General features: G+C 59.6%; 12 protein-coding genes. 8 read left to right on the forward strand and 4 right to left on the reverse strand.

The window, feature by feature from the left end; all coding sequences use genetic code 11:
- Positions 1-36 precede the first annotated feature (36 nt).
- Positions 37-2,892 carry a bifunctional [glutamate--ammonia ligase]-adenylyl-L-tyrosine phosphorylase/[glutamate--ammonia-ligase] adenylyltransferase gene (gene glnE, locus AC2FAJ_RS13260; protein ID WP_485454231.1) on the reverse strand — a complete coding sequence of 952 codons (2,856 nt, stop codon included), beginning with the start codon at positions 2,890-2,892 and terminating at the stop codon, positions 37-39.
- Between the two features lie 21 nt (positions 2,893-2,913).
- The gene (locus AC2FAJ_RS13265; RefSeq protein WP_028014456.1) at positions 2,914-4,215 is read right to left on the reverse strand and encodes a CYTH domain-containing protein; all 1,302 of its coding nucleotides are present in this window, start codon (positions 4,213-4,215) and stop codon (positions 2,914-2,916) included.
- Positions 4,216-4,444: 229 nt separating this feature from the next.
- Between AC2FAJ_RS13265 and AC2FAJ_RS13270 the strand changes: the two genes are divergently transcribed.
- Positions 4,445-5,065 carry a TIGR04211 family SH3 domain-containing protein gene (locus AC2FAJ_RS13270; protein WP_028014457.1) on the forward strand — a complete coding sequence of 207 codons (621 nt, stop codon included), beginning with the start codon at positions 4,445-4,447 and terminating at the stop codon, positions 5,063-5,065.
- A 60-nt stretch (positions 5,066-5,125) separates the two neighbouring features.
- A complete protein-coding gene (locus tag AC2FAJ_RS13275) occupies positions 5,126-6,367 on the forward strand; it encodes a multifunctional CCA addition/repair protein (protein ID WP_059358418.1) in 1,242 nt (413 codons plus the stop codon).
- A 13-nt stretch (positions 6,368-6,380) separates the two neighbouring features.
- On the opposite strand, the gene bacA is transcribed toward AC2FAJ_RS13275, so the two are convergent.
- Positions 6,381-7,202, reverse strand: coding sequence for an undecaprenyl-diphosphate phosphatase (gene bacA, locus AC2FAJ_RS13280; RefSeq protein WP_028014459.1), 822 nt, complete (start codon positions 7,200-7,202; stop codon positions 6,381-6,383).
- A gap of 108 nt (positions 7,203-7,310) precedes the next feature.
- Entirely contained in the window at positions 7,311-7,679 is a 369-nt protein-coding gene (folB, locus tag AC2FAJ_RS13285; protein ID WP_045261137.1) for a bifunctional dihydroneopterin aldolase/7,8-dihydroneopterin epimerase, read from the reverse strand.
- Positions 7,680-7,786: 107 nt separating this feature from the next.
- Here folB and plsY point away from each other — a divergent pair, with 107 nt between their 5' ends.
- From plsY to ureC, 6 genes are all read left to right on the forward strand, one after another.
- Positions 7,787-8,401, forward strand: a complete 615-nt coding sequence (plsY, locus tag AC2FAJ_RS13290) for a glycerol-3-phosphate 1-O-acyltransferase PlsY (RefSeq protein WP_014833311.1) — start codon at positions 7,787-7,789, stop codon at positions 8,399-8,401.
- A gap of 92 nt (positions 8,402-8,493) precedes the next feature.
- On the forward strand, positions 8,494-9,960 hold the full coding sequence (locus AC2FAJ_RS13295) for an MFS transporter (protein WP_485454232.1): 1,467 nt from the start codon (positions 8,494-8,496) through the stop codon (positions 9,958-9,960).
- A 116-nt stretch (positions 9,961-10,076) separates the two neighbouring features.
- Positions 10,077-10,904, forward strand: a complete 828-nt coding sequence (locus tag AC2FAJ_RS13300) for an urease accessory protein UreD (protein ID WP_485454233.1) — start codon at positions 10,077-10,079, stop codon at positions 10,902-10,904.
- A 10-nt stretch (positions 10,905-10,914) separates the two neighbouring features.
- Entirely contained in the window at positions 10,915-11,217 is a 303-nt protein-coding gene (locus tag AC2FAJ_RS13305) for an urease subunit gamma (RefSeq protein ID WP_041908071.1), read from the forward strand.
- 10 nt (positions 11,218-11,227) lie between these two features.
- Positions 11,228-11,542, forward strand: coding sequence for an urease subunit beta (locus AC2FAJ_RS13310; protein WP_041908070.1), 315 nt, complete (start codon positions 11,228-11,230; stop codon positions 11,540-11,542).
- Positions 11,535-13,238, forward strand: a complete 1,704-nt coding sequence (ureC, locus tag AC2FAJ_RS13315) for an urease subunit alpha (protein ID WP_060572101.1) — start codon at positions 11,535-11,537, stop codon at positions 13,236-13,238. The genes AC2FAJ_RS13310 and ureC overlap by 8 nt, the downstream gene beginning before the upstream one ends.
- The last annotated feature ends 2 nt before the right edge of the window (positions 13,239-13,240 follow it).

The following is a 13,240-nucleotide window of genomic DNA, read 5'->3' on the forward strand; positions in this document are numbered from 1 at the left end:
GACTCCAGAAAGATTCACAATTTGCGCGCGATAATATCACACTTGTTTTGTTACGCACGGCTCCACCAGCCATTTCTGCCAGCTTGCCGTCACCTGGGCGCGCTCTGCGGTAAAACAGTCCAGCGCCACGTGGCCCGGCTGTTCCTGCAACGCCAGGTGATGAAGTTCGTCGCGCAGCGTGGTGTAGGCGCGGGTTAAGGCCTGCGCCTCCTGCTCGTCCATGATGTCGTTTTGCGCCAGCAGTTCCAGAATACGCACGTTATCGGACCAGCGGGTTAACTTCGGCTTGTCGTGGGCATGCAGTAGCACCAGGTACTGAGTGATGAACTCAATATCGGTAATCCCGCCCTCATCGGCTTTGATATCAAAGCGATCGCGATGTTTGTTACCCAAATGCGCGCGCATTTTCTCACGCATTTCGCGCACTTCAATTTGCAGGGTGCTGCCTTCGCGCGGGGTCGTCATGACTGACTTGCGGATCGCATCGAACTGCGTTTTGAGCTGCGGATCGCCGTACACCACGCGGGCGCGCACTAACGCCTGATGTTCCCACGTCCAGGCTTCGTTCTTCTGATAGTCAGCAAAAGCGTCCGTCGAGGTGACCAGCATGCCTGCCGCGCCGGACGGGCGCAGGCGCGCGTCCACCTCGTACAGAATGCCCGACGAAGTGCGGGTGCTGAACAGGTGCATGATGCGCTGGGCCAGGCGCAGGTAGAACTGCCGCCCGTCAATCTCACGTTCGCCGTCGGTCATGACGTCCGCCGGACAGTCGTGCAGGAAAATCAGATCCAGATCGGAGCTGTAGCCCAGCTCCCAGCCGCCCAGCTTGCCGTAACCGACCACGGCAAACCCTCGCCCCTCGCGGTCAGCAAGATGCTTCGGCTGGCCGTAGCGGGCCACCATCTGCACCCACGCCTGGTGGACTACCGCGTCGATGATCGCCTCCGCCAGCCAGGTTAAGTGATCGCTCACTTTCATTACCGGCAGCGTACCGGCGATATCCGCCGCCGCCACGCGCAGCATCTGCGCCTGCTTAAACTGACGCAGCGCCTCGAGCTGCTGCTCTTCGTCCTCTTCCGGCACGCGCAGCAGATACTGGCGCAGCTCGTCGCGGTAGGCGTCCGTCGCCGTCGGCTGATAGAGCGTGTTCGGGTCGAGCAGTTCGTCCAGCAGCAGTGGGTATCGCGCCAGCTTGTTGGCCACCATCGGCGACGCGGCGCAGAGGGAAATCAGGTGATTCAGCGCCCCCGGAAACTCGCTCAGCAGTTCCAGGTAGGTGGTACGCGTGATAATCCCGCTCAGCAGCGGCATCATGCGCGACAGCGGCACCGGCGCATCCTCGCGGGAGCAGACCTCGCTCAGCAGGTGCGGCATCAGATGATCCAGCACCTGACGACCGCGCGGTCCAATGGCGCGCTTGTTCAGTTCGAGACGGAAATCGGCAATCAGGGCCACCACGCGATGGCGGGCATCGTCGCTTAAGTGCGCCAGCACCGGCGTGGTGTCATCTTCCTGGAGCGCGTCCTGCCACAGCTCGCGCCAGTGCTCGGAGAGCGCATCGTCCGGCGATTCACTTTCGTCGTCACCAATAAGATCGTTAAAGATGCGGCGAACGCCTGCCATATGGGCATCCAGCCGTTCGGTCAACGTTGACCAGTCATCCACCCGCATACCCCAGGCCAGGCGCGCCCGGTTAAGGTCATCCCCCGGCAGGGTCTGGGTCTGTTCGTCGTTAATGCTTTGCAGCAGGTTTTCCAGACGGCGCAGGAACAGATAGGCCTCGCGCAGGGTTTGCGCGTCGCCGTCCGGCAGCAAATGCAGTTGCTCAATGGCGCTCAGCGTCGGCAGCAGCGAGCGGGACTGCAGCGACGGCTCGCGCCCGCCGCGGATCAGCTGGAAGACCTGAACGATAAATTCGATTTCGCGGATGCCGCCCGCGCCAAGCTTGATGTTGTCCTTCAGGCCGCGACGGCGCACCTCGCGGGCGATCATCCCTTTCATATTGCGCAGGGACTGGATCACGCTAAAGTCGATGTAACGGCGGAACACGAACGGGCGCAGCATGGCGCGCAACTCGTTGGCGTAGGCGTCGTCGCTGTCGCCCATGATCCGCGCTTTGACCATCGCGTAACGCTCCCAGTCGCGCCCCTGCTCCTGGTAATAATCTTCCAGCGCGGCGAAGCTCAGCACCAGCGGGCCGCTGTCGCCAAACGGGCGCAGGCGCATGTCCACGCGGTAAACAAAGCCGTCCTGCGTAGGCTGGTCCAGCGCCTTAATCAGACGCTGCCCGAGTCGGGTAAAGAACTGGGCGTTATCCAGCTCGCGACGACCGCCTCGCGTGGCGCCATTCTCCGGCCAGGCAAAGATAAGGTCGATATCCGAGGAGAAGTTCAGCTCGCAGCCGCCCAGCTTGCCCATCCCCAGAATCAACAGCGGCTGCGGAACCCCTTCTTCGCTGCACGGCGTGCCCCACTCTTTACAGCAGGCGGCGTAGAGCCAGTCCCGCGCGGCGACAATCAGCGTCTGCGCCAGCTCGCTCAGCTGCTGCAAGGTGCTCTCTTCACTCACCAGCTCCAGCGCCTGCGCCCAGGCAATGCGCACCATCACCCGGCGGCGGAACTGACGCAGAACGCGCATCAGCGTGGCTTCATCCGCCACCTCTGCCAGCGCGGTTTGCAGCCAGCCAGCATAGTGCCGCCACTCGTCAGCCTGCGGCGGCGCGCTTTCCAGCTCTGCCAGCCAGTCAGGATTCGCGCTGACGCTCTCCTGCACAAAATCACTGAACGTGAGCACGCTTTTCGCCTGCTCGCTTAACGATGACGCGGGTAACGACTCGGGCAGACGTTCGCAAACGGTTTGCCAGTGCTGCTGTAACTGCGAAGAAAGCGGCATATCAGGGGTTCCTTGCCAGAATTAACGTTTTCCGCTGTGCAGCCAGTATGGATCCTGCGAAATGGCTTCGTTGCGGAAATGCTCGATCTCAATCTGCTGACGGGTCTCAATGGCATGCTTAAGCCCCTGCCAGTTCTCCAGCCAGGCCTGCGCCTTCACGCCCTCGTACGCTCCCGACAGAAGCAACATGCTGTCGATATTACGCGCCAGGCGGGGAAGCTGGTCGCCATACTGGTCGCCCAGCGGATGCGCGAAGGTGGTTCTCAGCTCGGCGGCGTGGCGGGAAAGATGGATATCCGCGAAGCGTTTAAAGTTGTCCGCGATTTTGGTCTGCGCTTTTGCATCGAGGAAGACGCGCCAGCCGCGCGTCACCAGAAACTCGGTCAGCGCCAGTTTTGCCGCGGCATTTTGCGGGCTATAAAGCGCGGTTTGCGCCGACACGTCGGAAAGCAGCAGCGTTTCGGTCTGGGTCAGCAGATCGCGTAAGTGAGCGCTAGCTTTACGCGGTACGATACCGCCAAACAGCGTCAGGGTATGACGCACCAGACCAATCGCGGCCAGCACCTGTTTTTTGGCATTTTTGACGTTACGCGCCCACAGTTCTTCATGGTACTGCCATTGGGAGAGCGCCAGCTCCAGCGCCGCTTCCATGCCCTGCTCAATGCTGGCTTTCGGGACGACGCGCAAAATCGGAGTCTCTCTCAGCACGCGTGGCGCATTTCCGGCAGCCAAGTGGTAGCCGCGCGCTGCTTTGCTCAAGCTGCCCTGACGTAAACCCGGCTGGCTTACCAGCTTGCGCGCCAGCTTCAGCACGTCGCTCGCATCCCCTTCCAGAAGTTCCAGCTCCAGCTCGCAGATCGGTTCCTGGAACTCACCCGCCTTCACCTCGCCTAAATCCAGCGCGATTTCAATGCGGCTCTTGCCTTCCGTCACCAGCCATTTCTCGCGAGCGAAATCGGTGCTGAACAGCGGCTGCACCTGCCCTGCCAGCGTGGCGGGCAGTTCGCCTTCCGGCCAGACCTCCGCCGGGAAACGTTCCAGCTCAAGTTCTGGCTTACTGATGTCGATATTGTATTCCGGGCGCTGATGCAAACCGCCGACCACGCGGCCGGCGATTTTCATCGTCATCTCGTAGCGTCCGTTCGCGCCGCGGATGCGCAGCCCCATATCGTGGTTGCGCAGCCAGTTGTCCGGCGTTTCGTAGTAGATGTTGAGCAACGGTACGGGTTCATGGTGCTCGCCGGAGAGCGTATTCAGATGCTGACGGAGCGCGTCAACGCTGTCTTTTTCGACGATAAATTTTAATTCGATTTCCTGAGCCATAGCCTTGTACTTTTGCGGGCGTCACAGACGCGTCAATGAGGGCGAACTTCCTCGCCATTTGTTTGTCAGTACATAGTATTTTGCGCCAAATTGCCATGCAATGAGCAATTTGTCGGGCGTAAATGTGTAGAGTCGTGACACAGATGATTCTGATTGCTGATGAATGCTTTGCGTAGAGACACTGTTGCCACTACTATCGTTCCACTTTTTATGAAAATAACGACTAATGATGCTTAAATTACGCCTGATTGGACTTACTTTACTCGCTTTTAGCGCCGCAACCGCAGTGCACGCTGAAGAGAAGCGTTACGTTTCTGACGAACTTAACACCTGGGTGCGCAGTGGCCCCGGAGACAATTATCGCCTCGTGGGCACGGTGAATGCCGGCGAGGAAGTCACCCTGTTGCAGACCAACGCGGAGACCAATTACGGTCAGGTTCGCGACAGTTCCGGCCGTACCTCCTGGATCCCAATGAAAGAGCTGAGCACCGTGCCAAGCCTGCGCACCCGCGTGCCGGATCTGGAAAACCAGGTGAAGACCCTCACCGACAAGCTGAACAACATTGACGGGACCTGGAACCAGCGCACCGCTGAAATGCAGCAGAAAGTGGCGCAGAGCGACGGCGTGATCAACGGTCTGAAAGAAGAGAATCAAAAGCTCAAAAACGAGCTGATCGTCGCGCAGAAAAAAGTGAACGCCGCGAACCTGCAGCTTGATGACAAACAGCGCACCATTATCATGCAGTGGTTTATGTATGGTGGCGGCGTGCTGGGCGTTGGTCTGGTGCTGGGTCTGGTTCTGCCACATCTGATCCCAAGCCGTAAGCGTAAAGATCGCTGGATGAACTAATTCGTCTTCTCTGCCAGACTTACGTATCATTCTGGAAAAGAGAAAACGGGAGAGTTGGGCGTGAAGAGTTATCTGGTCGGTGGTGCGGTACGTGATGCGTTGTTAGGTCTGCCGGTCAAAGATAAAGACTGGGTGGTGGTGGGCGCCACCCCGGAAGAGATGCTCGACGCGGGCTACCAGCAGGTAGGCCGCGATTTTCCCGTGTTCCTGCATCCGAAAAGCCGGGAAGAGTACGCCCTGGCGCGTACCGAACGGAAATCCGGTTCCGGTTATACCGGCTTCACCTGCTACGCCGCGCCGGATGTGACGCTGGAGCAGGATCTGCTGCGCCGCGATCTCACCATTAACGCCCTGGCCCAGGACGAAAACGGCCATATCATCGACGCCTACGGCGGGCAGGACGACCTGCGCGATCGTCTTTTGCGTCACGTCTCCCCGGCATTTTCTGAAGATCCGCTCCGCGTGCTGCGCGTGGCGCGTTTTGCCGCGCGTTACGCGCATCTGAGCTTCCGTATTGCGGATGAGACGATGGCGTTGATGACGGCCATGACCGAGGCGGGCGAGCTGGAACACCTGACGCCGGAGCGCGTCTGGAAAGAGACGGAAAATGCCCTCACCACCCGCAACCCGCAGGTCTTTTTCCAGGTTCTTCGCGACTGCGGCGCGCTGAAGGTGCTGTTCCCGGAAATCGACGCGCTGTTTGGCGTGCCCGCACCGGCGAAATGGCATCCCGAAATTGATACCGGCGTGCACACGCTGATGACGCTGAGCATGGCCGCCATGCTCAGCCCTGAGGTGGACGTACGTTTTTCCACCCTGTGCCACGATCTCGGCAAAGGCTTAACGCCGAAAGAGTTCTGGCCGCGCCATCACGGGCACGGTCCGGCGGGGGTAAAGCTGGTTGACGGGCTCTGCCAGCGTCTGCGCGTGCCGAATGACATCCGCGATCTGGCAAAGCTGGTCGCCGAGTTCCACGACCTGATCCATACCTTCCCGATCCTGAAGCCCGCCACCATCGTGAAACTGTTCGATAATATCGACGCCTGGCGCAAGCCGCAGCGCGTGGAGCAGATTGCGCTCACCAGCGAAGCGGACGTGCGCGGCCGCACCGGGTTTGAAGCGTCCGATTATCCCCAGGGGCGTTTGCTGCGCGAAGCGTGGGAAGTCGCAAAAGCGGTGCCAACGAAAGACGTGGTTGAGGCAGGATTTAAAGGCCCGGAGATTCGCGAGGAGCTAACCAAACGGCGGATTGACGCGGTTACCGCGTGGAAGGAAAAGCGTTGCCCTCAGCCGAAAGACTGAGGGCAATCGGTTATCAGAAGAAGACCACGTACACCGCAGCCGCGACGATAAAGCGGTAGATCGCGAACGGAATAAACGAGATACGCTTAATCAGCTGCAGGAAGGTTTTGATGGCAATCAGCGCCACGATAAAGGCGGTGATAAAGCCCACGGCAAACATCGGAATATCGCCAGTAGTCAGGAAGCCAATGCTTTTGTAAAGGTCCAGCGCGGTGGCGCCCATCATCATCGGCACCGCCAGCAGGAACGAGAACTCGGAAGCCGCATAGCGGCTCACGCCCATCAGCATCCCGCCTGAAATGGTCGCACCTGAACGGGAGAAGCCCGGCCACAGCGCCAGACACTGGAAGCAGCCAATGATAAACGCCTGACGATAGGTCATATCGTCCAGGCCTTCCGCACGCGGGACTTTTGGCTTCAGCACTTCCGCGGCAATCAACAGGAAACCGCCCACCACCAGCGCGTACATGACGTTAATCGGGTTAAACAGCGATTTAATGGTGTCGTGGAATACCAGCCCCAATACCACCGCCGGGATCATCCCGAGCAGGATGTGAATCAGCGTCAGGCGGCCTTTGCCCTCTCCTTCACGCTGCGGCAGACGGCCAAAGTGGATGCCGATCAGGCCAAACAAGCGACGCCAGAACATCACCACCACCGCCAGAATCGAGCCCAGCTGAATTACCACCTCAAACGTCTTTGCGGTATCGCCTTCGAAGCCCAGCAGATGGCCAACGATAATCATATGGCCCGTACTGGAAACCGGTAAAAACTCCGTCAATCCTTCGACCACACCCAGAATTGCCGCCACCAGCAGCGAGTGCATATCGCTCATCTATAAACCCCTAAAAAAAGATATAAAAAAACGGTCGCCCCTAACGGCTACCGTGAAAGATACAGCCTTAAGACCGATATAACCTAAAATGGTTTAGCAATTATGACGTTAATTGTTTCCTTTCAGATTTGTGCCACGCTCGATAATCACGCCTACGTTGGCCGCGCGCGCCACTGCCCCCGGCTTGCTCAGCTTAATGCGTACCCACGGTGAGTTGAATTTGGTCAGCAGCAGATCCGCCACCTCTTCCGCCACCCGTTCCACCAACGCAAAACGCTGTCCTTCCACGTGGCCGATCACCGCTTCGCTGATGTCGGCATAGCTCAGACAGTCATTCACGTCATCGCTTTTTGCCGATTTGCGGTTATCCCATCCCATTTCGATATCGAACACCAGTTTCTGCTCGATGGTCTGTTCCCAGTCGTAAACACCAATTGTGGTGATTACCGAAAGTTGCTCTATAAATACAATATCCATCACGACCTGCCTGCTTTTTGGCTAAACCGGATACCACTTCCGGCGAATTATGCGTATTATCCACAGATGCTGAGAATACAGATACATTTTCTAAACGGAACAGCGTTATGAGTGCAATCGCGCCTGGAATGATCCTCCTCGCCTATCTTTGCGGCTCAATCTCCAGCGCCATTCTGGTCTGCCGCATTGCCGGGTTACCTGACCCGCGTGAAAGTGGTTCCGGGAATCCGGGAGCGACCAACGTGCTTCGAATTGGCGGCAAGGGAGCAGCCGTAGCGGTTTTGATTTTTGATGTTCTGAAGGGGATGCTACCCGTCTGGGGCGCGTATGCGCTGGGCGTCACGCCGTTCTGGCTGGGGCTCATCGCCATCGCCGCCTGCGTCGGCCATATCTGGCCCGTATTCTTCGGCTTTAAAGGCGGCAAAGGGGTGGCGACCGCCTTTGGTGCCATCGCGCCCATCGGATGGGACTTAACCGGCGTCATGGCCGGGACCTGGCTGCTGACCATTCTGCTGAGCGGCTATTCGTCGCTGGGTGCCATCGTCAGCGCGCTGATCGCCCCGTTTTACGTCTGGTGGTTTAAACCCCAATTCACCTTCCCGGTATCGATGCTCTCCTGCCTGATCCTGCTGCGTCATCACGACAATATCCAGCGCCTGTGGCGACGCCAGGAAACGAAGATCTGGACGAAGCTCAAGCGAAAGAAAAAAGATCCCGAGTAGGCGGTTAGTTATGCCTTATAACCAAATGTGATTTTTGTCACCTTCTGCCTGTGGTAACTGTTAGATACACAACACCACTACACAAAAAGAAAATGGCAGAAATCACAGACACAACTCCCCTTTCAACGGCAGGAATTCCCCCTGATGGCGACATTCAGTGGGTGCGCAGTGCATCGGACGTTTCACGTCTCGTTAATGACGGCTCACAGGGCCGGGCTAACGCCCGAATCGTGGTGGGTATCGCACTCGGGGGAATTTTCCTCGATGCCTACGATCTGGGTGCACTGGCCTTTGGTATCAAAGACATTACCCGCGAATTTAACCTGACGCCCGCCGGTACCGGCATGGTGGCCTCGGCAATTACCTTTGGTGCGATTGTCGGGGCGCTGCTCGGCGGTTACCTCACGGATAAAATCGGGCGCTACCGCGTCTTTATGGCCGACATGGTATTCTTTGTCGTCGCCGCTATCGCCTGCGCGCTGGCCCCGAATGAATATGTGCTGGCGGGCGCGCGCTTTGTGATGGGCCTTGGCGTGGGGATCGACCTTCCCGTAGCGATGGCGTTTCTCAGCGAGTTCGCCAGACTGAAAGGTCCGGGAAACAAAGCGTCCAGCGTCGCGATGTGGTGCCCCACCTGGTATGCGGCCATCAGCGTCTCCTACCTGCTGGTACTGTTCTTCTACGCCGTGCTGCCGGAAAGCCACAGCGACTGGCTCTGGCGCCTGATCCTCGGCTTTGGCGCGGTGCCCGCGCTGGTGATTATCGCCATCCGCAGCCGCTATATGAGCGAATCGCCGGTCTGGGCGGCGAATCAGGGCAACCTGAAAGAGGCGGCGTCCATTTTACGGCAGTCGTACAATATTAACGCCCACGTCCCGCAGGATGCGCTCACCCAGCCTGCGCCTGTCGTGAATAAAGCCAAATGGTCGAACTATCTGAACCTGTTCCGCGGCATCTATCTGCGGCGTACCACGCTCGCCACGCTGCTGTCCGTCGTCTCCTCGTTCGCCTATAACGCCGTGGCCTTTGGCCTGCCGGTGATTATTTCAAGCTTCTTCGTGCAGTCTATGCTGACCACTATTGTGATCTCGCTGGCGCTGAACCTGCTTTTTGCGTTTATCGGCGGATTACTGGCGGTGCGCTATGTGCCGCGCTTTGGCGCGTGGCGGATGTCGCTGGCGGGTTACGCCTGTCAGCTTGTGGCGCTGCTGGGACTGGCGCTGATTGGTCGACCGGACGGTGCTTCTGAAGGGGTGCTTGCCGTGGCGATGCTGGCGCTTTTCCTGTTCGGTCAGGGATTTGGCCCGGGCGCGCATACCATGACGTTTGCGTCCTTGAGCTACCCGACCTCCCTGCGCGGCGTAGGCGTGGGCCTCAACCAGACGCTGATGCGCAGCAGTTCCACGCTGTCGCTGTTCCTGTTCCCGCTGCTGGTTGCTTCGCTCGACACCGCCGTGTTCTGGGTGATTGCGCTGGCGCCGTTTATCGGCCTGGCGTCGCTGCTGGCGATCCGCTGGGAGCCGTCCGGGTATGATGTGGATGCAGAAGATTACCGCTAGTCTCGCAAACCGGCTCACATGAGCCGGTTTTTTATCCATAAGCGACTCATATGACAGCCTTCATTTCCACCAGGGCATACTGAAACGTACCCCGATAGTGTGGAAATGGAAGCACCATGTTAGCAGCTCAGGTCACTGATAATTCGTACGAAGGCTGGCAGGCCTCGCTTGCCCTCCAGTTTTGTCATACCCCTGAGAAAACCCTCCTCCATTCCGCGCGTCACATCGGACCGCTCACCGTTCAGCGTCCGTTTTATCCCGAAGGTGAAACCTGCCACCTTTACCTGCTGCACCCGCCAGGCGGAATTGTCGGCGGAGATACGCTGGATATTTCCGTGCGGCTCGACGCCAAAAGCCATGCCCTCATTACCATGCCCGGCGCCAGCAAGTTCTATCGCAGCAGCGGCCCGCTGGCCTGCCTCAGTCAGCACTTTTACCTCGACGAAGAGGCCACGCTGGAGTGGCTGCCGCAGGACACCATTATCTTCCCCGGTGCGAATGCCGCGCTGCGTTCCGTCTTCCACCTGAAGGCCTCCAGCACGCTGCTGGCGTGGGAGCTGTACTGCCTGGGCCGCCCGGTAATCGGTGAGACCTTCAGCCACGGCACGCTGGAGAGCCGCCTTGAGGTGTGGGTGGATGACGAACCGCGCCTGATAGAGCGCCAGCACCTCGGCGACGGCGATCTCACGCCCGTTGCCGGACACCCGTGGATCGGCACACTGCTGTTCTATCCGGCCCGGGAAGATCATCTCGACACCGTGCGCGCGCTGCTCGCGCCTCTGGGCCATTTTGCGGGGGCAACGCTCACCGACGCTCTGCTGTCGGTGCGTTTTCTCTCCCACGACAACCTGATTTGCCAGCGGGCGATGCGCGACATCTGGCAGTCGCTTCGCCCGCTTCTTACTACCAAAACCGCCTGTTCGCCGCGCATCTGGCAGACATAAGAGAAACGTTATGGAACTGACCCCCAGAGAAAAAGACAAGCTGTTGCTGTTTACCGCCGCGCTGGTTGCCGAACGCCGCCTTGCGCGCGGGGTAAAGCTCAACTACCCGGAATCGGTCGCGTTGATCAGCGCCTTCATCATGGAAGGCGCGCGCGACGGCGAAACCGTCGCCGCGCTGATGGAGGCGGGCCGCCACGTCCTGACGCGCGATCAGGTGATGGAGGGCGTGCCGGAGATGATCCCGGATATTCAGGTGGAAGCCACCTTCCCGGACGGCTCCAAGCTCGTCACCGTCCACAACCCGATCGTGTAAGGAGCACGTGATGATCCCAGGTGAATACCAGATCCAGCCCGGCACTATTGCGATCAACGTCGGGCGTGAAGCCCAAAGTGTTGTTGTTGAAAATCACGGCGACAGGCCGATCCAGGTCGGATCGCACTATCACTTTTACGAGGTCAACCCGGCGCTGAAGTTTGATCGCGAAGCCACCAGGGGCTACCGGCTGAACATTCCGGCGGGCACCGCCGTGCGCTTCGAGCCAGGCCAGAAGCGAGAGGTGACGCTGGTGCTGGTGACAGGCGCGCAGCGCATTTTTGGCTTTCGCGGCGAGGTCATGGGCGAGGTGAAACATGGCTGAAATTTCACGTCAGGCGTATGCCGACATGTTCGGCCCCACCACCGGGGATAAGGTGCGGCTGGCGGACAGCGAGCTGTGGATCGAAGTGGAAGACGATCTCACGGTCTACGGCGAAGAGGTCAAGTTCGGCGGCGGGAAGGTGATCCGCGACGGCATGGGCCAGGGGCAGATGACCGCTGACAGCTGCGTGGATCTGGTTCTCACCAACGCGCTGATCGTCGACCACTGGGGGATCGTGAAGGCCGATATCGGCGTGAAGAACGGGCGGATCTTCGCCGTCGGCAAAGCCGGGAACCCGGACATTCAGCCCGGCGTGACGATCCCGATTGGCGCAGCAACGGAAGTGATTGCCGCCGAAGGGAAGATCGTCACCGCAGGCGGGATCGACACCCACATCCACTGGATCTGCCCTCAGCAGGCGGAAGAGGCGCTGGTCTCTGGCGTCACCACCATGATCGGCGGCGGCACAGGCCCCGCGGCAGGTACAAACGCCACCACCTGCACGCCGGGGCCGTGGTATATCGCCCGCATGCTGCAGGCCGCCGATACGCTGCCGGTGAATATTGGCCTTCTGGGCAAAGGGAACGGCTCAAACCCGGACGCGCTGCGCGAGCAGATCGCGGCGGGTGCCATCGGGCTTAAGATCCACGAAGACTGGGGCGCGACGCCAGCGGCCATCAACTGCTCGCTGGAGGTGGCCGAAGAGATGGATATTCAGGTGGCGCTGCACAGCGACACGCTGAACGAGTCCGGGTTTGTCGAAGACACGCTGGCGGCCATCGGCGGGCGCACCATCCACACCTTCCACACCGAAGGGGCGGGCGGCGGCCACGCGCCGGATATCATCACCGCCTGCGCGCACCCGAATATTCTGCCCTCTTCCACCAATCCTACCTTGCCCTACACGGTGAACACCATCGACGAGCACCTCGACATGCTGATGGTTTGCCATCACCTTGACCCGGATATCGCCGAGGACGTGGCGTTTGCCGAATCCCGCATTCGCCGGGAGACCATCGCCGCGGAAGACGTGCTGCACGATATCGGCGCGTTCTCGCTCACCTCGTCAGATTCGCAGGCCATGGGCCGAGTCGGGGAAGTGATTATCCGCACCTGGCAGGTGGCGCACCGCATGAAGGTGCAGCGCGGCGCGCTGCCGGAAGAGACGGGCGATAACGATAACTTCCGCGTGAAGCGCTACGTCGCCAAATACACCATCAACCCGGCGCTGACCCACGGCATCGCCCATGAAGTGGGATCGATTGAGGCGGGCAAGCTGGCGGATCTGGTGGTCTGGTCCCCCGCTTTCTTTGGCGTCAAACCCGCCACCATCGTCAAAGGCGGGATGATCGCCTGCGCGCCGATGGGCGACATCAACGCCTCGATCCCTACGCCGCAGCCGGTGCATTACCGCCCGATGTTTGGCGCGCTGGGCGCCGCACGCCACGCCACGCGGCTGACGTTTGTCTCGCAGGCCGCTGATGCCAGCGGCATTCCGCAGCGGCTCGGACTGCAAAGCGCCACCGCGGTGGTGAGAGGCTGCCGGTCAGTGAAAAAGGCCGACATGATCCACAACGATTTACAGCCGAATATCACCGTTGACTCGCAAACCTATGAGGTACGCGTCGACGGCGAATTGATCACCAGTGAACCGGCAAAGGTTTTGCCGATGGCGCAACGCTATTTTCTGTTTTAAGG

The sequence above is a fragment of the Enterobacter cloacae complex sp. 385G4 genome (assembly GCF_057320665.1).